Source organism: Jeotgalibacillus sp. 10bf12, from assembly GCF_055597105.1.
Map to the genome: position 1 here is coordinate 2,939,969 of NZ_CP200276.1, position 22,126 is coordinate 2,962,094.

General features: G+C 42.2%; 25 protein-coding genes and 2 other annotated features. Of the genes, 4 read left to right on the forward strand and 21 right to left on the reverse strand.

Features of this window, described 5'->3' with window-relative positions; all coding sequences use genetic code 11:
* Nucleotides 1-3: 3 nt before the first annotated feature.
* The 3 genes from polX to zapA all read right to left on the reverse strand — a co-directional run bounded on the left by polX (nucleotide 4) and on the right by zapA (nucleotide 2,614).
* Entirely contained in the window at nucleotides 4-1,716 is a 1,713-nt protein-coding gene (gene polX, locus DH10bf12_RS15370) for a DNA polymerase/3'-5' exonuclease PolX (RefSeq protein ID WP_471736124.1), read from the reverse strand.
* A gap of 66 nt (nucleotides 1,717-1,782) precedes the next feature.
* Complete coding sequence (locus DH10bf12_RS15375) at nucleotides 1,783-2,331, reverse strand: CvpA family protein (protein ID WP_471736125.1); 549 nt, start codon at nucleotides 2,329-2,331, stop codon at nucleotides 1,783-1,785.
* Nucleotides 2,332-2,338: 7 nt separating this feature from the next.
* Nucleotides 2,339-2,614 (reverse strand): cell division protein ZapA, encoded by a 276-nt coding sequence (zapA, locus tag DH10bf12_RS15380; protein ID WP_471736126.1) that lies wholly within the window; start codon nucleotides 2,612-2,614, stop codon nucleotides 2,339-2,341.
* A 129-nt stretch (nucleotides 2,615-2,743) separates the two neighbouring features.
* Between zapA and rnhC the strand changes: the two genes are divergently transcribed.
* A complete protein-coding gene (rnhC, locus tag DH10bf12_RS15385; RefSeq protein WP_471736127.1) occupies nucleotides 2,744-3,661 on the forward strand; it encodes a ribonuclease HIII in 918 nt (305 codons plus the stop codon).
* A 138-nt stretch (nucleotides 3,662-3,799) separates the two neighbouring features.
* On the opposite strand, the gene pheT is transcribed toward rnhC, so the two are convergent.
* The 3 genes from pheT to DH10bf12_RS15400 form a co-directional block, all read right to left on the reverse strand.
* The gene (pheT, locus tag DH10bf12_RS15390) at nucleotides 3,800-6,211 is read right to left on the reverse strand and encodes a phenylalanine--tRNA ligase subunit beta (protein ID WP_471736128.1); all 2,412 of its coding nucleotides are present in this window, start codon (nucleotides 6,209-6,211) and stop codon (nucleotides 3,800-3,802) included.
* A gap of 12 nt (nucleotides 6,212-6,223) precedes the next feature.
* A complete protein-coding gene (gene pheS, locus DH10bf12_RS15395) occupies nucleotides 6,224-7,267 on the reverse strand; it encodes a phenylalanine--tRNA ligase subunit alpha (protein ID WP_471736129.1) in 1,044 nt (347 codons plus the stop codon).
* Between the two features lie 49 nt (nucleotides 7,268-7,316).
* Nucleotides 7,317-7,553, reverse strand: a binding site (T-box leader).
* A gap of 49 nt (nucleotides 7,554-7,602) precedes the next feature.
* On the reverse strand, nucleotides 7,603-8,352 hold the full coding sequence (locus tag DH10bf12_RS15400; RefSeq protein ID WP_471738251.1) for a TrmH family RNA methyltransferase: 750 nt from the start codon (nucleotides 8,350-8,352) through the stop codon (nucleotides 7,603-7,605).
* 99 nt (nucleotides 8,353-8,451) lie between these two features.
* Here DH10bf12_RS15400 and sspI point away from each other — a divergent pair, with 99 nt between their 5' ends.
* Nucleotides 8,452-8,661, forward strand: a complete 210-nt coding sequence (sspI, locus tag DH10bf12_RS15405; protein WP_471736130.1) for a small acid-soluble spore protein SspI — start codon at nucleotides 8,452-8,454, stop codon at nucleotides 8,659-8,661.
* Here sspI and DH10bf12_RS15410 read toward each other — a convergent pair.
* The 3 genes from DH10bf12_RS15410 to DH10bf12_RS15420 form a co-directional block, all read right to left on the reverse strand.
* The gene (locus tag DH10bf12_RS15410) at nucleotides 8,658-9,110 is read right to left on the reverse strand and encodes a small multi-drug export protein (protein ID WP_471736131.1); all 453 of its coding nucleotides are present in this window, start codon (nucleotides 9,108-9,110) and stop codon (nucleotides 8,658-8,660) included. The two genes, sspI and DH10bf12_RS15410, sit on opposite strands and share 4 nt — an antisense overlap.
* Before the next feature lie 82 nt (nucleotides 9,111-9,192).
* Nucleotides 9,193-10,278 carry a M42 family metallopeptidase gene (locus DH10bf12_RS15415; RefSeq protein ID WP_471736132.1) on the reverse strand — a complete coding sequence of 362 codons (1,086 nt, stop codon included), beginning with the start codon at nucleotides 10,276-10,278 and terminating at the stop codon, nucleotides 9,193-9,195.
* Between the two features lie 63 nt (nucleotides 10,279-10,341).
* Complete coding sequence (locus DH10bf12_RS15420; RefSeq protein ID WP_471736134.1) at nucleotides 10,342-10,827, reverse strand: dUTP diphosphatase; 486 nt, start codon at nucleotides 10,825-10,827, stop codon at nucleotides 10,342-10,344.
* 105 nt (nucleotides 10,828-10,932) lie between these two features.
* Between DH10bf12_RS15420 and DH10bf12_RS15425 the strand changes: the two genes are divergently transcribed.
* The gene (locus DH10bf12_RS15425; protein ID WP_471736135.1) at nucleotides 10,933-11,322 is read left to right on the forward strand and encodes a sigma-w pathway protein ysdB; all 390 of its coding nucleotides are present in this window, start codon (nucleotides 10,933-10,935) and stop codon (nucleotides 11,320-11,322) included.
* Between the two features lie 32 nt (nucleotides 11,323-11,354).
* Here DH10bf12_RS15425 and DH10bf12_RS15430 read toward each other — a convergent pair whose 3' ends face one another.
* From DH10bf12_RS15430 to infC, 4 genes are all read right to left on the reverse strand, one after another.
* Nucleotides 11,355-11,618, reverse strand: coding sequence for a DUF1294 domain-containing protein (locus tag DH10bf12_RS15430; protein ID WP_471736136.1), 264 nt, complete (start codon nucleotides 11,616-11,618; stop codon nucleotides 11,355-11,357).
* A 201-nt stretch (nucleotides 11,619-11,819) separates the two neighbouring features.
* The gene (rplT, locus tag DH10bf12_RS15435) at nucleotides 11,820-12,179 is read right to left on the reverse strand and encodes a 50S ribosomal protein L20 (RefSeq protein WP_041120948.1); all 360 of its coding nucleotides are present in this window, start codon (nucleotides 12,177-12,179) and stop codon (nucleotides 11,820-11,822) included.
* A gap of 41 nt (nucleotides 12,180-12,220) precedes the next feature.
* The gene (rpmI, locus tag DH10bf12_RS15440) at nucleotides 12,221-12,409 is read right to left on the reverse strand and encodes a 50S ribosomal protein L35 (protein ID WP_039810275.1); all 189 of its coding nucleotides are present in this window, start codon (nucleotides 12,407-12,409) and stop codon (nucleotides 12,221-12,223) included.
* Nucleotides 12,410-12,431: 22 nt separating this feature from the next.
* On the reverse strand, nucleotides 12,432-12,968 hold the full coding sequence (infC, locus tag DH10bf12_RS15445) for a translation initiation factor IF-3 (protein ID WP_471738252.1): 537 nt from the start codon (nucleotides 12,966-12,968) through the stop codon (nucleotides 12,432-12,434).
* Between the two features lie 393 nt (nucleotides 12,969-13,361).
* Here infC and DH10bf12_RS15450 point away from each other — a divergent pair, with 393 nt between their 5' ends.
* Nucleotides 13,362-13,838, forward strand: coding sequence for a YusW family protein (locus tag DH10bf12_RS15450; RefSeq protein WP_471736137.1), 477 nt, complete (start codon nucleotides 13,362-13,364; stop codon nucleotides 13,836-13,838).
* 33 nt (nucleotides 13,839-13,871) lie between these two features.
* Here DH10bf12_RS15450 and thrS read toward each other — a convergent pair whose 3' ends face one another.
* The 8 genes from thrS to coaE all read right to left on the reverse strand — a co-directional run bounded on the left by thrS (nucleotide 13,872) and on the right by coaE (nucleotide 22,118).
* A complete protein-coding gene (gene thrS, locus DH10bf12_RS15455; protein ID WP_471736138.1) occupies nucleotides 13,872-15,803 on the reverse strand; it encodes a threonine--tRNA ligase in 1,932 nt (643 codons plus the stop codon).
* A gap of 51 nt (nucleotides 15,804-15,854) precedes the next feature.
* Nucleotides 15,855-16,080: a binding site (T-box leader), on the reverse strand.
* Nucleotides 16,081-16,290: 210 nt separating this feature from the next.
* A complete protein-coding gene (dnaI, locus tag DH10bf12_RS15460; protein ID WP_471736139.1) occupies nucleotides 16,291-17,229 on the reverse strand; it encodes a primosomal protein DnaI in 939 nt (312 codons plus the stop codon).
* A complete protein-coding gene (locus DH10bf12_RS15465; protein WP_471736140.1) occupies nucleotides 17,229-18,587 on the reverse strand; it encodes a replication initiation and membrane attachment family protein in 1,359 nt (452 codons plus the stop codon). Before DH10bf12_RS15465 ends, dnaI begins: the two co-directional genes overlap by 1 nt.
* Before the next feature lie 55 nt (nucleotides 18,588-18,642).
* Entirely contained in the window at nucleotides 18,643-19,104 is a 462-nt protein-coding gene (gene nrdR, locus DH10bf12_RS15470; RefSeq protein ID WP_471736141.1) for a transcriptional regulator NrdR, read from the reverse strand.
* A 71-nt stretch (nucleotides 19,105-19,175) separates the two neighbouring features.
* Entirely contained in the window at nucleotides 19,176-19,559 is a 384-nt protein-coding gene (locus DH10bf12_RS15475; RefSeq protein ID WP_471736142.1) for a hypothetical protein, read from the reverse strand.
* Nucleotides 19,560-19,650: 91 nt separating this feature from the next.
* A complete protein-coding gene (gene speD, locus DH10bf12_RS15480; protein WP_039810295.1) occupies nucleotides 19,651-20,031 on the reverse strand; it encodes an adenosylmethionine decarboxylase in 381 nt (126 codons plus the stop codon).
* 312 nt (nucleotides 20,032-20,343) lie between these two features.
* Nucleotides 20,344-21,381 carry a glyceraldehyde-3-phosphate dehydrogenase gene (locus DH10bf12_RS15485; RefSeq protein ID WP_471736143.1) on the reverse strand — a complete coding sequence of 346 codons (1,038 nt, stop codon included), beginning with the start codon at nucleotides 21,379-21,381 and terminating at the stop codon, nucleotides 20,344-20,346.
* 140 nt (nucleotides 21,382-21,521) lie between these two features.
* Nucleotides 21,522-22,118 carry a dephospho-CoA kinase gene (gene coaE, locus DH10bf12_RS15490; RefSeq protein WP_471736144.1) on the reverse strand — a complete coding sequence of 199 codons (597 nt, stop codon included), beginning with the start codon at nucleotides 22,116-22,118 and terminating at the stop codon, nucleotides 21,522-21,524.
* Between the last annotated feature and the right edge of the window lie 8 nt (nucleotides 22,119-22,126).

Sequence of the window (22,126 nt, forward strand, 5' to 3'; positions counted from 1 at the left end):
TCCTTAATCGTGGCGTTTCAGGAATTTCATCAGTTCTTCAAACGTTAAGGCGTTGATGACTGATTCTTTTTTCAGCCATCCTTTACGTCCAACTTTCACACCGAGATCCATGAAATCCAGATGTGTCCGGTCATGGGCATCAGTGTTTATGAAAATTGGAACACCCATTTCCTGTGCCTTCGATATGTTCTCATGATTCAGGTCAAATCGGTAAGGGTTCGCATTTAATTCAAGTGCCGTTTTTGTTTCTGCAGCTCTTTGAATCAGCTGATCCATATCCGGCTCATAACCTTTCCGTTCTCCGACAATTCTGCCGGTTGGATGCGCGATAAAATCCACATGCGGGTTTTGAAGCGCGGTTTCAAGTCTCGCCATAATTTTTTCCTGTGACTGCGAAAATGAGGAATGAATTGAAGCGATGACGATATCAAGCTCTGCCAGCAGATCATCTTCATAGTCAAGTGAGCCATCTGGCAGAATATCCATTTCAATCCCTGCGAGCACTTCAATTTCATCATATTTTTTATTCAGTTCTTTAATCTCTTCTATTTGTTTTCTCAAACGTTCAGCAGACAGACCATTGGCTACTTTTAAATAAGCTGAGTGATCAGTAATTGCCATGTAATCGTATCCTTTTTCAATACATGCTTCAATCATTTCCTCCAAAGAATAAGCCCCATCACTCCAGGTCGTGTGCATATGGAGGTCACCTTTAATGTCGTCAAGGGTGATCAGCCCTGCAGCCTCCTCATGTCTTTCCACTTCCCTGCCGTTTTCACGCAGTTCAGGTGAAAGATATTGAAGGTCAAAGTAATTGAAAAATTCCTCTTCTGTTTCAAACGTTCTCACTTCACCTGTCTCGTTATTTTCAACACCGTACTCACTGATTTTTTCACCGCGTTCTTTTGCGATCTGTCTCAGTTTTACGTTGTGATCTTTAGACCCTGTAAAATGGTGAAGCGTTGAGGGGAATGCTTCATCTTCAATCAACCGGATATCAATCGAGATATCAACACCACGCTCAAGTACAATAGAGACTTTTGTATCGCCATTTGCAATCACTTCTTTCAGCCCTTCAACCTGTAAAATCTGTTCTCTTACTATTTCCGGGTGATCAGTTGAGGCAATAAAATCAAGGTCCTTTACAGTTTCAGCTGTTCTGCGGAGGCTCCCTGCTCTTGAATAGCGCTTAATCTCTTTAATCCCGCTGAGCAGCAGATCAATTTCTTCTGCAATGGGCAGCACTGTTGCGATTGGCAGGCGCTCAGGCCTGCTGCCGGCATTTTGTGCAGCAGCAAGAATTTTTTCTTCTGTCTTGGCACCAAATCCTGAAAGCGCCTGTACTTTACCTTCTTCACAGACTTTTATTAAATCTTCAACTGACTCAACACCGAGCTCCTGATAGAGTCTGGCAATCTTTTTGCCGCCAAGTCCCGGAAGTTTAAGTAATGGAATCAACCCTTCAGGCACTTCTTTTTTGAGTGATTCAAGCGTTTCGGATTCACCAGTTTCAACGTACTCTTTGATCACAGCAGCTGTCCCTTTTCCGACTCCTTTAAGCGCAGTAAAATCATCAATCTGAGAAAGGCTCCTCTGATCAGTTTCAAGTGCCTGTGCAGCTTTTCTGAATGCACTGATTTTAAATGGGTTTTCTCCTTTTAATTCCATATAAACTGCAATCTTTTCAAGTAATTTAATGATATCTTTTTTATTCAATCTGACCTCTTCCTTTCGTTAAAAAGCCCGGAATCCACAACGGGGAATTCCGGGCTTTCTTCATGTTTAAGATGATGACGATCGCGTTTCCAGCCACCAGTCTTTCACTTGTTCTGAAAACACGGGTGTATGTTCTAGAATAAACGCTGCAATCCAGGAATCAGATAATGTATTTTGAATCATTCCCATAGGGATCATTGCAGCAATATAAATCAGTACAAATAACACAAGATACATTTCAATAAAGCCCATCAGTCCCCCACCTGCCACATTTAATGGACGGAGCATCGGAAACTGTGCAACTGAATCAAACATTGACCCGATCAGCTGCATGATAATTTTAGCAGCAAAGAAGATAATTGCAAAAGCAATGATCCGGTAATAAGAGTCCTCAAGGTTGACTGATTCCGCAATAAAGCTGAGGCGTGAATCGGTATCAAAAGCAGGATATGGCACCCATAGTACGAGGTTAGGCGCTAATCTTTCATAGTATGTGTAGGCGAGGAAAAATGAAATGATAAATCCCACCATATGAATCAGTTGTAAAATAAAACCGCGGCGGAGTCCGATCAGGAAACCGGCCAAAAGCAAAATGAATAACAGCAAATCCAGCATCCAGCATTCAATCCCTTAATTTTTTTAATTCTTTCTCGAGTTCTTCCATTTCTTCTTTTAACTTCAGATAATCATGTACTGCATTAACGGCTGTCAGAACAGCCAGCTTCGATGTATCGAGCGTCGGATTAACCGAGCTGATCTCTCTCATTTTATCATCAACCATTGAGGCAACAAGTCTGATATGAGACGTGGACTCACTGCCTACGATGGAGTAAGATTGTCCATAGATGTCAACACTTGTGCGATTTTTACGATTGTTCGACAACGCAGCTGCCCCCATTCTCAAGAATCCTAATCACTATCATAACACGTAGAATTTGGAGTTGAAAAGAAAAGTTGATTATATTTACATATCGCGCTGGTATGGTACGCTGACAAAACAAATCTTGTCTATATAAAGGAGAAATAAATGGCGAATGCAGTCTTAACTTTACCAATTTCAAAGATTAAAGAAATGAAGGTATACTATCAGTCTTTTTTAAAGCCAAGCCCTCCGGCAGGTGCACTCTTTGCTGCTAAGGGACCTACTTATTCAATTACAGCCTATAAGTCCGGAAAAGTGCTGTTTCAGGGACAAAGCGGTGAGCAGGAAGCTGCCAAATGGGGAACTGCAGAACAGAAGACAAAGAAGGTCTCTGCTCCATCTAATCATAGTCTGCCGCACAATATTGCTGAGATGTCCATTATTGGCACTGATGAAGTAGGGACAGGAGATTATTTTGGACCTATTACAGTGGTTGCTGCTTATGTTTCAAAAGATCAGCTTAACCTGCTAAAGGAGCTTGGCGTCAAAGATTCCAAACATCTCACAGATGAAACCATTGTGAAAATCGCCAAAGACCTGATCCACACCATTCCATACAGCCTGCTTACGTTACCGAACGAAAAGTATAATGCTAAGCAGCAGCAAGGGTGGACACAAGGGAAAATTAAATCAGTACTGCATAATCAGGCAATATTGCATTTAAGAAAAAAAATCGCACCTGTTACTCCTGAATGCACCCTGATTGATCAATTTGCAGAAGAAAAGGTCTATTACCGTCATATCAGCGGGGAAAAAGCGATCTATAGAGAGAATGTCTATTTCAGCACGAAAGCAGAGGGAATTCACCTTGCTGTTGCTGCAGCTTCCATCATCGCAAGGTATGCCTTTATCAAAGCAATGGACGAGCTGAGCAAGGAAGCAGGATTCACATTACCAAAAGGAGCAGGCGCGAAAGTCGACCAGGCAGCAGCCAGGCTGATTCGCTCACAGGGTGAGAGCAGTCTGGATCACTTTACTAAAGTGCACTTTGCGAATACACAAAAAGCAAAGAAGCTTGTGTGAGATGAGCGGCACAGCGGGGATAGAGTTAAGTGCGCCACTTTTAAAATCATTCTAAAAATAAATCACTTAACTTCACCTCTGTTGAATCGCCCGATAAAAGTAAAAAAGCTGAGACAAAACGTCTCAGCTTTTTTTCTATTACGAACGCAGTTCTGCACCAGTTTTTTCTTTTACTGCATCAAGCACCTGATTATGTGCTTTTACGACTTCTTCATCAGTCAGCGTACGTTCAGGGTCCATATAAGTCAGTGAGAATGCAAGGGACTTTTTGCCCTCTTCCATTTTATTACCCTGATACAGATCAAATAATTGTACGTTTTTCAGCAGCTTTCCACCGGCCTCTTTAATAATTGCTTCTAGTGTACCTGCTGCAACGGATCTGTCAGTTACAAGTGCGATATCCCGTGAAATTGAAGGATATCTAGGGATCGCGCTGTATTTCAGTGGTGCAGTTTCATCGCCGTAGATCTCTTCAAGCTTGACTTCAAAAACGTATGTTTCTTTCAGATCAAGCTCTTTTGCTTTTACAGGGTGAACCTGGCCTACAATACCAATCTGCTGATCTTTATAGAAAACAGCAGCTGTTCTGCCCGGATGCATGTGGTCCATTTTAGCCGCTTCGTAATGGATCTCATCGCTGATCCCAAGCTTTTCCCACAGCGCATCAAGAATACCTTTTGCCACATAAAAATCAACCGGCTTCTTTTCGCCCTGCCATGGGTGCAGTTGCCAAAGGCCTGTCAGTGCACCTGCAAGATGTTCTTCCTCATTTGGAAGTTCTGAGCCTTCAGCCAGGAATACTGATCCTGTCTCATAAAACGCTGAAGATTCTTTTTGTCTTGCACTGTTATATGAAACACTTTCAAGCAGCTGAGGAATGATACTCTGTCTGAGCTGACTTCTTTCTTCACTCATCGGCATCATCAGTTCAACAGGTGTTTTCACATCAAGTGCAAATTCAGTGACCTTCTGCTGATTCGTTAATGAATACGTAACAGCCTGCACAAGTCCTGCACCCTCCATTGTCTGACGGATCAGACGGCGCTTTTGCTGACGCGGGGATAAGCCGCCCGGATTCGTTTCATGCACAGGAAGTGTCATTGGAATGTTGTCATACCCATAGAGTCGTGCAACTTCTTCGATCAGATCCTCTTCAATTTCAAGATCTCCCCGTCTTGTTGGAGCAGAAACTGTAATTAAGCCTTCGTTTACTGATGCTTCAATTTGCAATCTGCGGAAAATATCCAGTACTGCTTGTTCCGTGAGTTCAGTACCTGTCACACGGTTAATTTTTTCAAGTGTGATTGAAATTTTCTTTTCCTGAATATCCATATGATCCGCTGCTGAAGTACCTGCAAGCACTTTCCCGTCAGCATATAGTGCTAACAGCTGCGCTGCACGCTCTGCTGCAAGTGCCGCCCGTTTCGGGTCTACACCTTTTTCAAAGCGGGAACTTGCTTCACTGCGAAGGCCGATTTCTTTAGACGTCTGACGGACTGATGATGGCGCGAAATAAGCTGATTCAATCACGACGTTCACTGTCTGATCTGTTACTTCGCTATCAAATCCACCCATCACACCGGCAATCGCCATTGGCACTTCGCCATTTGTAATGACAAGGTGATTTGCGTTCAGCTCTCTCTCAGCTTCATCAAGTGTTTTGATCTTTTCACCCTGCTTTGCCAGGCGTACAACAATTTCACCTGTTTTGATCTGATCAAGGTCAAACGCGTGTAGCGGCTGACCGTATTCAATCAAAATGTAGTTCGTAATATCGACTACATTATTATGAGGTCTGATCCCTGCTGCCACAAGACGATTCTTCATCCACTGAGGAGATTCGCCAACTTTTACATCCTTCACAACTTTCGCAAGATAGATCGGATTTTCATCCACTGCCTCAACCTTAACTTTAATCGCATCTGCTGCAAGCTCATCGACTGTCTCAAAGCTGAGATCAGGAAGCTTTACTGGACGGTCTAGAATTGCACCTGTTTCGTAAGCTACACCGATCATGCTCATTGCATCGGCACGGTTTGGTGTCAGTCCGAGCTCAAGCACTGCATCGTCAAGCATTAATGCTTCAAGTGCATCTGCGCCAACTTCTGCATTTTGAGGGAAATTAAAAATGCCTTCCGCATATTTTTTCTCTACAAGTTTCGCTTCAACGCCGAGCTCCTGCAATGAACAGATCATACCGTGAGATGCTTCTCCGCGCAGCTTTGCTTTTTTGATTTTAAAGTTACCAGGCAGCACTGCACCAACCTTTGCTACAGCTACCTTCTGACCTGCTGCAACATTCGGTGCACCACAGATAATCTGAACGTTTTCTTCTTCACCAACATCCACCTGGCAAATATTTAATTTGTCAGCTTCCGGGTGCTTTTCACATGATACAACGTGTCCGATCACAACATTTTTAATGCCTTCTGCAGGAATCTCAACACCTTCCACTTCGATTCCTGAACGCGTAATTTTTTCAGCGAGTTCATCAGGCGTCACGCCGGATAAATCGATATATTCTTCAAGCCATTTATAAGATACAAACATGGTTCATCCTCCTTAGCGAATTTCTTTACGGGCGAATTGTTTTAAGAAACGGTCATCATTTGTATAGAAATGACGGATATCATCAATTCCATATTTCAGCATCGCAATCCGCTCAGGTCCCATTCCAAATGCGAACCCTGTGTATTTTTCAGGATCAAATCCAGCCATTTTGAGTACATTCGGATGTACCATTCCGGCACCAAGAATCTCAATCCAGCCAGTCCCTTTACAGACACTGCATCCTTTTCCTCCACAGATCTTACAAGAAATATCCATCTCAACTGACGGCTCTGTAAATGGGAAGAAGCTTGGGCGTAATCTGATTTCACGGTCTTCACCGAACATTTTTTTAGCGAATACGTTAAGCGTTCCTTTCAGATCACTCATACGGATATTTTCATCCACTACGAGTCCTTCAATCTGCATAAACTGGTGTGAGTGCGTCGCATCATCGTTATCGCGGCGATACACTTTACCAGGGCAGATGATCTTCACAGGACCTTTACCTGCATGCCGTTCCATTGTTCTTGCCTGCACCGGTGATGTATGTGTTCTGAGCAGAACGTCTTCTGTGATATAGAATGAATCCTGCATATCTCTCGCAGGGTGACCTTTTGGCAGGTTAAGTGCTTCAAAGTTGTAGTAATCTTTTTCAACTTCAGGACCTTCTTCTACTGTATAGCCCATTGAGATAAACAGATCTTCAATTTCTTCAATCACAGTTGTCAGCGGGTGTGCATGACCTGCAGGCACAGGACGGCCCGGAAGCGTTACGTCAATTGACTCTTCAGCCAGCTGCTTTTCAACTGCCTCTTTTTCAAGACCTTCCTGCTTTTCTTCAATTGAATTTGTAATGCTGTCACGCACTTCATTTGCCAGCGCACCCATTTTCGGGCGTTCTTCAGCTGAAAGTTTCCCCATCCCTTTCAGGACTTCTGTGATCGGTCCTTTTTTACCGAGATAAGCGACTCTGACATCATTTAATTCTTTTAAATCACCGGCATGCTGAACTTTTTCAAGTGCTTCCTGCTTTAATTCCTGTAGACGTTGTTCCATGTATGCGTTCCTCCTTTATTTCAATACAAAAAAGCACTCCATCCCTGGTAAAAGGGACGAAGTGCTTAGATTCCGTGGTACCACCCTGATTGATCTGTTCATAACAGATCCGCTCATAAGACTGATAACGGCGTTTAGCCGGTACACCTTTACGCATAAAGCGGTCCCGGTGACAACTCTGGAGGTGAACTTCATCAATAGTCTCTGCAGGCAGATTTTCAGTCCAGGATCCGCCTTCCCTTTTCAACAGATTGACTTGATTACTCTTCTCCGTCAACGTTTTTCATTTCATTCCTCAACAAGTATATACTACTTTTTGAAAAAATTAAAGACAATCATTCACCTTTCAACTGATAAAGCAAAATCCCCGCTGCAATCGCAACGTTGAGCGATTCGCTTTTCCCATAGATCGGTATATAAAGGTTCTGATCAGTCAGCGCAAGCAGTTCATTATGAACGCCCGCTCCTTCATTCCCCATGATCAGAGCAAACTTTTCACCCTCTTGAGCTTCCTTATAAGTTACAGCTTCCTGTAGTGATGTCCCGTATACAGGAATTCCATTCTCTTTACAGTGGTCAATAACTGAGAACAAATCCTGCTTTAGTATTGGCAGGTGAAAATGACTGCCTTGTGCTGAACGTAAAACTTTTGCATTGTAGGGATCAGCTGTACCTTTGCCCAGGATCACTGCATCAATTCCTGCAGCATCAGCCGTCCTGATCATCGTTCCGATATTCCCCGGATCCTGAATCGCATCAAGCATCAAAATGTTTGAGGCATTCAATGTCTCAAAATCAGCTTCCGGCTGTCTGCATACTGCAAACACACCTTGTGTATGCTCTGTTTCAGCCAGCGCTAAGGATATCTCCTCAGTCACAAAGTGAATTTCTACTGATTCCATATAAGAAGGCAGTTCAACCCCCTCTTTTACAATCACTTCTATCACTGCATCCGCTTTTATTGCTTCTTCAGTCAGATGCCATCCCTCTACAAGGAACAAGCCGCTTTTATCCCGCCCTTTTTTCGTCGTCAGCTTTTTCCATTCTTTTACCTTTGTATTTTGCAGTGATTGAATCACATATATGCACTCCTCTTTTATCGATTTCACTATTATAGCGGATTTTCATGTATAGACATAGTGAATGCGGAGAAAATAATGGTATCAAAGAATGGAGGGTACGAAATGAATTTAAATATCAGACAGACAGTGATGCATAATGTGAAAGACAATAATACTGAGCAATTACAGGATACGATTGTGGATTCAATTCAAAGAGAAGAAGAGCAATTACTTCCGGGTCTCGGTGTATTATTTGAAATCATCTGGAAAGAAAGCGCTGCTGAAGAACAGCAGCGCATGCTTCAAACCCTTGAAACCGGCTTAAAACATTAAGTGTTCAGCAGGAAATCGATTCCAAATATCGCTGCATAACCAAATGCCAGTGTCCAAACGGCAATACTGACAACCTGCCAGACCAGCACACGTGTTTTATCAGCTCCTAATGATAAAGCAATAAAAGCTGCAATATGTGTACCAATCAGAATCGGGCCTAACAAAGAAAGGCCCGGAAGACCATATTTGTTCCATATATTCCGGGCCCGTGTCTGGCGTTTATTTTCTTTATTCGATTGCTTTTTTTCATTTCTTTTCGCTAAGTATTCTTTCACTTTCTGAAATAATACAATGAGCAAAAATACAGTCAGCAGATTACCTGCAAATCCGGTGATCATCACCCAGAACGGTGACAATCCTCTAAGGATCCCGAGCGGCACAACAAGCGCAATCTCAAGCCAGGGTGTTGCAGCAGCCAGGAATAAAAGTGCATATTCAACAAGTAGCATATGGTGACTCCTTTACATTCAATTTATTTCATTCAGTATATCATTAAAAAAGATGCCCCTGCTAAGGAGGCATCTTTTTCATTTAGTCAAATGTAATTGCATTTACTGCATCGCGGTCAAGCTTTTTAACGACTTCCACAATCAGCTTTACTGCATTTTCATAATCGTCTTTATGGATCATCGCTGCATGTGAGTGAATATAGCGTGATGCAACTGTGATCGCAATTGAAGGTGCACCCGTTGCAGATAAATGGATTGAACCTGCATCCGTTCCTCCACCGGCAATCGCATCAAACTGATAAGGGATTCCATGCTCATCCGCAATATTCGTGATGAAGTCTCTCAGACCTTTATGGCCAACCATAGATGCATCATAAAGGATAATCTGTGGACCTTTACCCATTTTCGAGCTTGCTTCTTTAGCTGTTATGCCCGGTGTATCACCTGCAATCCCAACATCAACTGCAATTCCGATATCAGGATTAACAGCGGCTGCAGCTGTACGTGCACCGCGCAGCCCAACTTCCTCCTGAACAGTACCGACACCGAACACTTCATTCGGGTGCTGCTGACCTTTCAGCTGTCTTAACACGTCAATCGCAATCGCACAGCCGATTCGGTTATCCCAGGCTTTTGCTAAAAGCATCTTATCATTGTTCATCACAGTGAATTCAAAATACGGTACAGCCATATCACCAGGTGTTACTCCCCACTCAACTGCTTCTTCTCTTGACGATGCGCCGATATCAATGAACATATCTTTAATATCTACCGGCTTTTTACGCGCTTCAGGAGGCAGAATGTGCGGTGGTTTTGAACCGATGACACCTGTGATATCCCCTTTTTTCGTCACGATTGTCACACGTTGCGCAAGCATCACCTGCGACCACCAGCCACCAACCGTCTGGAACTTAAGAAAACCTTTATCATCAATTTGAGTGATCATAAAGCCAACTTCATCAAGGTGACCTGCCACCATCACACGCGGACCACCTGCTTCACCTGATTTCTTAGCAATTAAACTGCCAATACCGTCTGTTGTTACTTCATCAGCAAACGGTGATATGTATTTTTTCATAACCTCTCTTGGTTCACGCTCGTTACCCGGAATCCCTTTAGCATCTGTTAAATCTTTCAGCATTGTTAACTGCTCATCATACTTTGTCATTTCTTCGCCTCCCTAACTTATTACCAAGCAATATTATACCACTTCGCCAGAGTATTCACAAAATTAGTATTTATTTTTCTGACGTTGTACGTTTACTTCATTTTTTTCTTTATATGCACGGATCGTATCCTCGGCTGAGAAGTCGAGTTTTTCACCTATTAATAAATAAGTCAGCCACATTTGATCATAGCGCTCTTGTGTATGAGCCTGTGTAAATTCACTGATATGGCGATTGAACTGAAGAAATAATTCCGTCAGAGAATCATCCGTTTTAAAAATCGTTTTCTGGTCATACCGGAGATCTGTTTCAAGACCGATTGATAATAAAAAGTGAATACCATCCACATACTCTTCAAGAATGACACTTTTATCAGATGGGCCCTTCAGACTCCAGAACTTGAAGCATCTTGTTTCATTCGCAAGCTCTCCCGCTTCAACAGACAATGCAAGCAGCTTATCTTTTAATAAATGTTGATCTGTCAGTCCATGCTCTTTTTCGATAAATGAATCAAGTTCATATTGCATTTGATAAAGTTCGTTCCAATTCATCAGATTCACTCCTTCATTCACAGTGTAACAAAATTTTAGTTCAAAACTGAAACTTTCAGCTGAACCAAACCGTATGTGTATTATCTAGATTACAGGGGGTCCCGCATGATTTTAATTTTATTACGGGTAGCGATTACCTTATTGATACTATTTTTATTATATAAAGGGATAAAATATTTATTTGATCCGAAAAGAAAGCTCGAATTGGCTCATGAAAAGGAAGAATATTTTTTTCATGATGATGCACGGAATCCGCGAAAAAACTTTTTTATTACGTATAAAGGTGTCATGTTTCAGGGAGAGAAATATCTCGGTGAAGCTGACAGATCATTTGACGTTATCAACATTTTTGTCTGGCCGGATGATCCATCCAATCTTCAGGGGTTCAGGGTGGAAGACTTTCGTTTTTTGGAGACTGAAATTAAAAGCAACTATCCACATGCCAAAATCGACTGGAAGAGCCCGATTAGAGAATTATTAGGTAAAGAAAACTAAAAAAGCTGCCATAGGGCAGCTTTTTTCAAATATTAACGAATTGCCCAGATAATCAATGCACTATGCAAAATGACAATGATTGGCATGCCCACTCTGAACGACAGATGCTTGGTTTTATGTCTGAACACATTCATACCGGCCCAAGATCCAAGCGCACCACCTAACAGCGCAATCGTCCACAGCGTCTTCTCGGAAATCCTGTATTCATTATTCCGAGCCCGCTTCTTATCCACTTTCATTGATATAAATCCGATCACAGACATAATAAAATAATAAACCGTAAGTACCGTTTCCAAAAAGACACCTCTTTTATGTTTAAATCATACTTTTCAGCTTCAGTTTCAGACTTTAATATATAAAAATTTTATTCATTACCCAGCAGTTAGTCATAAAAAACTTTGTATGAAGAACGACTGAACGATTTACCTCCGGCAAATCGTGGTTCGAGAAAGACTACTAAATAAAAAGACTGCCCATAAAGGACAGCCTGATTGATATTACTTGTTAAGTTCAGCTTTTGCAGCGTCTGCAAGCTGTGCGAATGCTTTTTCATCAGCAACAGCAAGATCAGCAAGCATCTTACGGTTTACTTCGATACCTGCAAGCTTAAGTCCGTGCATTAGACGGCTGTAAGAAAGACCGTTTGTACGAGCAGCTGCGTTGATACGTGTGATCCATAGCTTACGGAAGTCACGCTTTTTCTGACGACGGTCACGGAAAGCATAGTTTCCTGACTTCATTACCTGCTGATTTGCTACTTTGTATAGCGTGTGTTTTGAACCATAATAACCTTTAGCGAGTTTAAGAACTCTTTTTCTACGTTTACGAGAAACGATTCCACCTTTAACACGTGGCATAGTAAATTACCTCCTAATAAATCATGTTCATTATTTTTAGATTAGATCATATCTTTGATGCGTTTGTAATCGCCTGAAGACACAAGTGAGCCTTTACGCAGTTTACGCTTAGCTTTTGTTGACTTGTTAGCGAAAAGGTGACTAGTGAATGCACGTGAACGCTTAAGCTTCCCTTTACCTGTCTTCTTGAAACGCTTAGCTGATCCACGGTGAGTTTTCATTTTTGGCATGAGTAGTATCCTCCTTAAATCATTACTTTTCGTTCGTTGGTGCAAGCATGAGGAACATGCTACGGCCGTCCATCTTAGGCTTCGTTTCTACTGTAGAGAGATCTTTACACTCTTCAGCAAAACGCTCAAGCACTCTCTGGCCGATTTCTTTATGTGTAATGGCACGTCCGCGGAAACGGATAGAAGCTTTTACTTTATCGCCTTTTTCAAGGAACTTCCGTGCATTACGAAGCTTTGTATTGAAATCATGTTCTTCAATTCCAGGGCTCAGACGAACCTCTTTTAAATTGATCACTTTTTGATTTTTACGTGCTTCTTTTTCTTTTTTCTGCTGTTCGAATTTGAACTTACCATAGTCCATAATTCTTGCAACAGGCGGTTTAGCTGTTGGTGCAACGAGAACGAGGTCAAGATTGACGCGCGCTGCGATCTCTAATGCTTCATTCTTTGATTTAACACCTAGCTGTTCACCGTTTTGATCAATCAGACGCACCTCGCGTGAACGGATGCTTTCATTAATCTGCGTGTTATCCTTGCTAATAGTAATCCACCTCCGGATTGATTTTGAATACTTTTGCGACTCGTTTTCGGCAATAAAAAAAGCCGGAAACTTCTTCAGTCTCCCGCTGCCATGCACATACTACCCTATTCAGGGAAATAAAATGCGTGTTACCATCCAGCTTTATCTGCCGGGAAGGTGAGAAGCGGGTGCCTCTTCTTGTACACAAATACGTATTCGATTCACTCTTGCTATTGTAGCAACTTCCGAGTGGAATGTCAATCCAAGTTCTTAATCAACAAAATTGATAATATCAGATTAATGGATGTGAAGCAACACCTTTTCGACAAGTTTCTGATTTATTCACTCTTTTTTCATGTAAATACGTTTGAATTTCACCGGAAAGGCTATACCTAATGTAATTCTAATTTATTTATATGGAGGCGTTCAATGATGAAAGCACGTACAATCTTAACAGCTGCCAGCTTAAGTTTAATACTCGTTGCATGCGGCGAAGAGGACGAAACAGTCGAAGAGCCGGCTTCAGCAGATGACACTGGACAGACAGAAGACCAGCCTGAATCTGAGTCCGAGATCCAGGAGGATACCGGAATCTCACTTCTTACATTTGAGATGGATGCAAAATATGAGGGAAATAATAATGACTTTGAAGTTTCATTTGACAATGAAGCAAGCCAGGTAGAAGCATCATATGAAAATGAAAAAGATATGCTGACCATGTCAGGCGATGATGCTTTCAAGGAAATTCAGCCTGTGCTGAGCGAATTTGATTTCACTATTGAAACCCCTGACGATGAAGTGATCGACAGCGTGATTAAAGGTTTTGAAGTAGAAGAAGGATTCCAGTCCATCGAAATAGAAATTACGTTTGAAGATGGCACTGAAAAAGAATATCAGCGTGGAGAATAAAAAAATCTGCCGGGTTAACCCGGCAGATTTTTTCTATCTTCTGATTTCGTTTTTCAGCTGCTGCGCAAAATCATTCAGTGACGCAGTGTCTGTATCCTGCTCACCGTATTTACGGATATTGACTTCATGATTTTCCATTTCTTTATCCCCTACTACAAGCATATAAGGGATTTTCTTCATTTGTGCTTCACGGATCTTATACCCCATCTTCTCGTCACGCGTATCTACTTCTACACGTGCACCTGCAAGCTGAAGCTCATCCTGCACTTTTTTCGCAAAATCAAGGTGGATCGATGGTGACACTGGAATGACCTGTACCTGAACCGGCGCTAACCATGCAGGCAGTGCACCCTTGTGCTCTTCAATCAGGAAGGCTACAAAACGTTCCATTGTTGATACAACACCACGGTGAATGACGACTGGGCGGTGCTGCTTGCCATCTTCACCAATATAATTCAGGTCAAAGCGTTCAGGAAGAAGGAAGTCAAGCTGGACAGTAGACAATGTTTCTTCTTTTCCAATCGCAGTTTTCACCTGAACGTCAAGCTTCGGTCCGTAGAACGCCGCTTCGCCTTCTGCTTCAAAGTAGTCATGGCCCATATCATCCATCGCTTCTTTCAGCATTGCCTGAGCCTTTTCCCACATTTCATTATCGTCAAAGTACTTTTCAGTATCCTCAGGATCACGGTATGAAAGTCGGAATTTATATTCGTGCAAACCGAAATCTTTATAGACTTCTTCAATCAGACGCACAACGCGCTGGAATTCTTCTTTAATTTGATCAGGACGTGCGAAGATATGTGCATCATTCAGTGTCATCGCACGAACACGCTGAAGTCCTGACAGTGCACCTGACATTTCATAGCGGTGCATCAGACCAAGTTCTGCAATTCTGATCGGCAGTTCACGGTAGCTGTGAATATCCTGTTTGTACACCATCATATGGTGAGGGCAGTTCATCGGGCGAAGGACAAGTGTTTCATTATCCATTTCCATCGGTGGGAACATTCCTTCTTCGTAGTGATCCCAGTGTCCGCTTGTTTTGTACAGCTCTGCGCTACCAAGTGCAGGTGTATAAACATGATCGTAGCCTAAAGAAATTTCTTTATCTACAATATAGCGTTCGATTGTCCGGCGGATTGTTGCGCCTTTTGGCAGCCAGATCGGGAGTCCCTGGCCAACGAGCTGAGAGCTTGTAAACAGATCAAGTTCTTTACCGATTTTACGGTGGTCACGCTGCTTCGCTTCCTCAAGCATTTCCAGGTGATGATCCAGGTCTTCTTTTTTGAAGAATGCTGTTCCATAAATACGCTGAAGCATTTTATTATCACTGTCGCCTCTCCAGTATGCGCCGGCAACGCTTAACAGCTTGAATTCTTTAATATGCTTTGTAGACGGAACGTGAATCCCGCGGCAAAGATCAAAGAATTCACCCTGCTTATAGATTGTAACGTCTTCATCTGAAGGAATGGCTTCGATCAGTTCAAGCTTATAAGGGTCATTGATCTCCTTGAACCTCTTGACTGCTTCATCACGGCTGACAACTTCACGTTCAACGTTAATATTGTCTCCAGTGATTTTTTTCATTTCCTTTTCAATACGCGGAAGATCTTCAGTGGAAATTGATGATTCAGTATCAATATCATAGTAAAATCCACCTTCAATGACAGGACCAACACCAAATTTCGCATCAGGGTATAGACGCTTTACTGCCTGTGCCATCAGGTGAGCTGAACTGTGGCGCATAATTTCAAGTGATTCCGCGTCGTCCGGTGTGAGGATGGCTACCTCAGCATCCTGTTCAAGCGGTGTACGAAGGTCCAGAAGCTGACCGTTTACTTTACCGGCAACTGCTTTCTTTTTCAGACCTGAAGAAATGGATGATGCAATTTTTTCAACTGTGATCCCTTTTGGATACTCCTTGCTATTTCCATCAGGAAAAGTCACTTTAATCTGTTCTTCCATGGGTAACACTCCTTCAATTAAATTTTTGCATATAAAAAACCCCATCCCTGGTAAAGGGACGGAGTTATATTAACCCGCGGTTCCACCCTTCTTTCTGAACAAACGTCCAGAATCTCTGGTTCAGCTAACGGGCTGCATCCGGTACAAATTACTTAAGTGTTCACTCGTACGGCTCAAGGGTGGTAAATGCATTTTGCTTCATAAGAGGATTTCAGCCGGTGTCCTCTCTCTCTTGTAATCAGCTTCAAATGATTCGTGTCCCTGTCAGTGCCTTTAATTATAAATTGTTTTGATAAGAGTCATTTTAGATGAGGTTGGATACAAAAGCAAGTTTATTTCTGAAATATCGGCGTTAAATCTCCATTTCAGGCAAACGCCTTCCGCGACTTGCAGGTGAGCCCGCAGGAGTCCCCACCTTCCATTCCAATTACGCTGTTTAACTCCTATTAAATTGCAGCCTGAAAAATAAAAGTCTTCTTAAAATAAATTAAGTATGCCGCTTATTTTTACCCTTCATTTCAACCGGAATAGAAAGGAATTTAATTCTTTCCATGATTCTGGCTGCTTTGACGGGTTCTTCTTCGCCGCGCTGGGAATAGGTCAGATGATGTTCGAGTTCATTGTAGTCAAAGTTCGAACTGAAAAATGTCGGAAGTCCCTCTGCCATTCTATACTGTAATATCGTGCCAAGTACTTCATCACGCGCCCAGCTGGAGAGTGATTCTGCACCAATATCATCTAGCATCAGAATTGAAGACCGTTTAACCGCATCAATTTTCCCTGCGAAAGACTGGTCTCCTAATGACTGCTTCATTTCTTTTAGAAATTCAGGAAAATACAAAATAAAGCTTGCCTTGTTCTGCTTTTTCAATTCATTGGCAACTGCACCCAGCAGATAACTTTTACCAACGCCGAATTTGCCATAGAGATAAAGACCTTTATAATGTTCAGGATCTGCAACGAGCTGATTGACTGTATCTTCTGCTACCTGCAAAGCCTTCATCCTCGTCGGGTTATCCACATCCACCTGATCAAAAGAGGCATTCAGCACATCTTTAGGGACATACATGCTTTGAACCAGCTTTTCAGTATTTCGCTGCTCCTGGGCCGCGATCTGTCTCGGGCATTGCGCATACTGCATATCAATGTAGCCGTTTTGAATCATCAGCTTCGGCTCATATCCCTTCATTGTGTTTTTACATTCCCCAAGACTCGGGCAATCTCCACATTTTCTGGATCTGGTCATAAACTCGTATAATTTGATCATTCCCTGATCAGCTGCGTTTGGTGCGAGCTCATTTTTATGGATTTGTAAAAAATGTTGAATTTCCGGGTCAGCTGCGATTTCCTTTTTCATCATTTCATATCTGCGCTGAAATTCATTTGATCCTGAAATCCGTTTGATCGTTCTGTTAATCGGATCCATTATTCTTCACCTGCTTTGCGCTTTTTCAGTTCGCGTTCTTTTAAATAGCGTTCCCTCTCCTTCAGGAATTCAGGATCCGCTTCATCTTCTGATTCCTCAGAGGTAAACCAGTCAGGAAGCTTTTCTTTTCGAATGGTTTTCTCTTTTCTTGCCGGCTTACTTCCACCTGACTTTTTCCATGTCAGATAGTTTTTATGCTCTTTTTTCGCTTCAGCCATGGCTTCTTCGGCAGTTTGAATACCGATTCTGACCCACTGTGAAGCAATCTGTTCAGTAAAGCCTTTCGTCAGCTTCATGTTTGTCCGCAAAAGAACAAATTGAATTAACACATTGATCACTTCATCAGGCAGCTTCTTTTCATGAATCAGATGATCAATCAGTTCAAGCTCAGTATTCGAGGGTTTTACACCTTTAGAAGCATCAATTAATACCTGTACAGGTGAACTCTTCTTTAAATACTGCAGTGTCTGATCTTCAGAATCAGGCAGCTTTTGGCCCTTAGCCTGCTCAGCAAAATGCTTTAGCGCAGGAAGTGCCGAATTCGTTTTCAGCTGAAAAGAATCCCTGCACGCTTTTCTGAGGGCTTCTGTATCAATTTTGTCTTCGTCTGTTATGGAAGATAGAATTGGACTTTTCATCTCCTGTTCAGATAACCCATACAAAATAGAGAGCTTCACGATCAGATGTTTTACATCATACGTCAAACTTTTCCTAGGCACCATCGCTTCTGAAAGACCTGCATATAAAGCATGAAAGTCAAACGCCTGAAAGTCAGCTGCGATTCCGCTATTTCCAGCTTCGAATGTCAGGGTTTTACCGTCCTCCACCTTTTCAGGCATATGTGGTGAAATCTTGGCGTCGGAATAAAAAACGTCCTGAAATGAACGCGTTACTTCCTCATAAGTCTGCAGGCTGTCAAAGGTAACAATAAACCTGTTTTTCAATCGCTGAAACTGACTGGCACCGATCTGTCTGTACAAAAAGACACTCAGCATCGGATCTTCAAAAAAAGCCTTTGCACTTAGTGGTGGCTGAATCTGATAAGCATACGATTTCGTTTCTCCAGCCTTAAGGAAGGTTTTGAGCAGCCCCATTCCCTCAAGCCGGAGTCTGGCCTGAAAAATTCTCTCAATCGAAACAGACATCAGATCCATCAGTGTTTTGTGTGTCCGTGTTTCACTCTCAAGATGATGGCGTTCCACTTCGAGCCATAATATATTGTACAGACTGATGGCGTCGGCCCCGAGCAGCGGCTGATACAAAAATGACACCAGCTCTCTGTCATGTTCGTTTAATTGGCCATTCAGCTGAATTTTATATTCATCTGACGGCTGTATTTCTTTCCATAAACTCGTCATAAGCTCAGACCTTTCATCTATCCGAATCTACAAAAAAAGAGCAGCTGACTGCTCTTTATTTTCTTTCTTTATTCAACAGTTCTTTCATTTCCTCTATGAACACATTTAAATCTTTAAATTCACGATATACAGACGCAAATCTTACATATGCAACTTCATCAACTGTTGAAAGTCTATCCATGACCATTTCTCCAATGTCGACAGATGGAATCTCTGAAATTCCCTGACTGCGGAGTTCACGTTCAATATCAGATGCAATCTGTTCAAGGTTTTCAAATGGTACTGGCCGTTTTTCACAGGCTTTAATCAGACCGCGCAGGATTTTGTCTCTGCTGAATTGTTCTCTGATACCGTCTCTTTTTACAACAATCAGTGGAATCTCCTCCACTTTTTCAAAGGTTGTAAACCGGTACTGACAATCCTCACATTCCCTTCTGCGCCGGATCGACTTACCATCGTCGACTTGTCTTGAATCAATCACCCTTGTTGCGTTTTCATGGCAGGATGGACATTTCATTTCACCAGCTCCACATCGAATCTATTTCCTTTAATGATACTGAAAAAATCCTTAAATCACAAGGGTTCCTCTTACTTTTCAGCTTCTCTCATCTCTTTTGCAAGTGCCTGGTAGCAGGTAGAAATTTCTTCCTTCAGCTTTGGATAAGCCCCGCCAACAACCATCTGGTCAGTCGACGCTTTCAAATCAAGTGCTGTGTGCATTGGTCTTGTACTGACAACGGTTGCAATTAAAAACATTTTAGGACTCTTTGTACGGGTGATCATAATTTCCCCATGATCTTTGGATTCTGATGAAATCTCATACCCATCACCTGAAAAATAGCGTTTCACTTCATCGTATACTTTGTCGAATGATACTTTATAATAACGTGTTTCGAGCTCTTTTTCCTGATGCTTGTCTGCTGTCTCGCATTCCTGACTGAACCTTTTAAAAACTCCTTTTAGCTTGGCCAACGTGATTCCTCCTCAAGTGTCTATATCTTTAGTTTATCAGTTTTATGTAGAAAATAAAAAAGAGATGCGAAAATGCATCTCTTTTGTCATATTAACCTGCGTGCACAGTTGATTGTGGTACTTTGACAGGTCCCATACCACGCGGCACTTCAATTGTTTCACGAGTCTCAGCACCAAGTGATTCAGCGATGTGATTCGCTGCGACATTTGGATCAAGATCTCCACAAGTGTATACATCTATACTCGCATAGCCGTGTTCAGGAAAGCTGTGAATCGTTAAGTGTGATTCTGAAATGATCACGACTCCACTTACACCCTGCGGCGCAAATTTATGAAATGCAACTTCTCTTACCTCAGCACCTGATTTCAGTGCAGCATCTACGAATGTTTGTTCAATTAATTCCATGCTGTTTAACTTTTCAAAGTCACAGCCCCATAGTTCCGCTATTACATGACGACCCATTGTTTCCATTGATCGTTCCCCCTTACTGAAAATTTGAACTTACCCGGTTGATCAGACCCTGCTGCCACGGGGGAAAGTTAGTCCAATGAGGTCCTAACCCTTTAAGCAGAAGTTATGTTGTGTGAACCGGAATAAGATCACGAAAATCAGTATAAGGTTTTTTGAATGATTTTGCAATGATTTGTTTTTATTTAAAGATATTTCAGCTTTTATAAAGTATCCGGGCAAGCCGCCGCCTTCTGCTCCGGTCACCCTAAGCGCAAAAAAGAAGAAATACATCTAAAATGCATTTCTTCTAAAGTCATATCTAAATTCATTTAATTATGATGCCGTTACTTCTCTCTGGGATTGTTCCATCTGGTTAGCAAGGTGCTGAACAAGATCTACGACGCGGCATGAGTAGCCCCATTCGTTGTCGTACCATGCAAGTACTTTGACTTTTGTTGCGCCCATAACCATTGTTGATAGTCCGTCAACGATTGCTGAGCTTGGATTTGTGTTGAAGTCAATTGAGACAAGCGGTTCAGTTGTGTATGACACAATACCATTCATTTCGCTTTCAGCAGCTTTTCTAAACGCATTGTTTACTTCTTCAACTGTTACTTCACGTTTCACATCTACGACAAGGTCGACGAGTGATACGTTTGGTGTTGGCACACGCAGTGCCATCCCGTGCAACTTACCCTGCAGGTTAGGCAGAACCTTGCCCAGCGCTTTAGCTGCACCAGTTGAAGTCGGGATGATAGATTGTCCGCATGAACGCGCGCGGCGCAGATCTTTGTGCGGGTTATCAATATTTTTCTGGTCATTCGTATATGCGTGCACTGTTGTCATTAATCCATTTTCAATGCCAAATTCCCGGTCTAGAATTTTAGCAACCGGAGCCAGGCAGTTTGTTGTACATGAGGCGTTTGAGATCACATCATGCTTTTCAACATTCAGATCTTCTTCGTTTACGCCCATTACAATCATCACATCTTCCTGTTTACCAGGTGCTGTTAGTACGACTTTTTTCGCCCCGGCTTCAAGATGCAGTGCTGCTTTGTCGCGTGCGTTAAATTTACCAGTAGCTTCAATGACAATATCAATATTCATTGATGCCCACGGAAGATTTGCAGGATCTCTGTCACTGACAAGCTTAATTTCTTTTCCATTGACAATTAATGCATCCTCTTTCGCAATCACTTCAGCAGCGAATATGCCATGAGTCGAGTCATATTTAATCAGGTGAGCCAGTGTTTCCGGCGGGTAGCTCGCATTGATGGCTACTATATTAAGTGTATCTTCCATTACCGCTTTTCTAAACACCATACGGCCGATTCGGCCAAACCCGTTGATTGCAATGTTCGTCTTGTTCATGAGGATCCCCCTAATAATGTTATACTTAATTTCAAATTAACTAGCATTAGTATAACATATTAAAAGCGCTTGCAAATACATAATGACATTTTTTTAATAAAAAAACTCACCCTTTTAAAGGATGAGTTTTTTTCGTTCATTCAAGGTGTCAGCTTCCAGTCTTCAATCAGCTTATGAAGCTGTTGAATAGATTGTTCGATTGATCCACTGTTATCAATTACTGCATCAGCCTCTTCACGCTTTTGATCAACCGGTATTTGGGAAGCAATTCGTGAAGCTGCTTCTTCCCCACTGTAATCATTACGCTTCATCAGTCGCTTTTTCTGCAGTTCTGCAGGCGCATATACGACGAGCACTTTTTCCACCATCCACTGGAGCTCACTTTCAAATAACAGCGGAATATCAAGAAATACAGTGTGCCTGCCTGCTGCAAAAGCCTGATCTTTTTGCGCGAGCATGTCAGCTCGGACAGCAGGATGAACAATTCCATTAAGCAGTTTACGTTTCTCTTCATCATTAAAAATGATTTCACCAAGCTTCGGTCTGTCGAGATAACCATCTTCAGTGAATACTTCATCTCCGAAGACTTCTCTGATCTTCACACTCGCCTCTTCACCCGGTTCAACGACCTTGCGCGCTGACTGATCGGCGTCGATTACTGTGTATCCTAAATTGATAAGTTCTTTAGCAATTGTACTTTTTCCTGTGGCAATACTGCCGGTTAACCCGATAATCATATATGTCC

Bases quoted from the DNA above. Each gene is read 5' to 3' on its own strand.
- DH10bf12_RS15375 (WP_471736125.1), bottom strand. From the start codon at position 2,331: ATGCTGGATTTGCTGTTATTCATTTTGCTTTTGGCCGGTTTCCTGATC.
- zapA (WP_471736126.1), bottom strand. From the start codon at position 2,614: ATGGGGGCAGCTGCGTTGTCGAACAATCGTAAAAATCGCACAAGTGTT.
- rnhC (WP_471736127.1), top strand. From the start codon at position 2,744: ATGGCGAATGCAGTCTTAACTTTACCAATTTCAAAGATTAAAGAAATG.
- pheT (WP_471736128.1), bottom strand. From the start codon at position 6,211: ATGTTTGTATCTTATAAATGGCTTGAAGAATATATCGATTTATCCGGC.
- pheS (WP_471736129.1), bottom strand. From the start codon at position 7,267: ATGGAACAACGTCTACAGGAATTAAAGCAGGAAGCACTTGAAAAAGTT.
- sspI (WP_471736130.1), top strand. From the start codon at position 8,452: ATGAATTTAAATATCAGACAGACAGTGATGCATAATGTGAAAGACAAT.
- DH10bf12_RS15410 (WP_471736131.1), bottom strand. From the start codon at position 9,110: ATGCTACTTGTTGAATATGCACTTTTATTCCTGGCTGCTGCAACACCC.
- DH10bf12_RS15415 (WP_471736132.1), bottom strand. From the start codon at position 10,278: ATGACAAAGTATGATGAGCAGTTAACAATGCTGAAAGATTTAACAGAT.
- DH10bf12_RS15420 (WP_471736134.1), bottom strand. From the start codon at position 10,827: ATGAATTGGAACGAACTTTATCAAATGCAATATGAACTTGATTCATTT.
- DH10bf12_RS15425 (WP_471736135.1), top strand. From the start codon at position 10,933: ATGATTTTAATTTTATTACGGGTAGCGATTACCTTATTGATACTATTT.
- rplT (WP_041120948.1), bottom strand. From the start codon at position 12,179: ATGCCACGTGTTAAAGGTGGAATCGTTTCTCGTAAACGTAGAAAAAGA.
- rpmI (WP_039810275.1), bottom strand. From the start codon at position 12,409: ATGCCAAAAATGAAAACTCACCGTGGATCAGCTAAGCGTTTCAAGAAG.
- DH10bf12_RS15450 (WP_471736137.1), top strand. From the start codon at position 13,362: ATGAAAGCACGTACAATCTTAACAGCTGCCAGCTTAAGTTTAATACTC.
- thrS (WP_471736138.1), bottom strand. From the start codon at position 15,803: ATGGAAGAACAGATTAAAGTGACTTTTCCTGATGGAAATAGCAAGGAG.
- dnaI (WP_471736139.1), bottom strand. From the start codon at position 17,229: ATGGATCCGATTAACAGAACGATCAAACGGATTTCAGGATCAAATGAA.
- DH10bf12_RS15465 (WP_471736140.1), bottom strand. From the start codon at position 18,587: ATGACGAGTTTATGGAAAGAAATACAGCCGTCAGATGAATATAAAATT.
- nrdR (WP_471736141.1), bottom strand. From the start codon at position 19,104: ATGAAATGTCCATCCTGCCATGAAAACGCAACAAGGGTGATTGATTCA.
- speD (WP_039810295.1), bottom strand. From the start codon at position 20,031: ATGGAAACAATGGGTCGTCATGTAATAGCGGAACTATGGGGCTGTGAC.
- DH10bf12_RS15485 (WP_471736143.1), bottom strand. From the start codon at position 21,381: ATGAACAAGACGAACATTGCAATCAACGGGTTTGGCCGAATCGGCCGT.
- coaE (WP_471736144.1), bottom strand. From the start codon at position 22,118: ATGATTATCGGGTTAACCGGCAGTATTGCCACAGGAAAAAGTACAATT.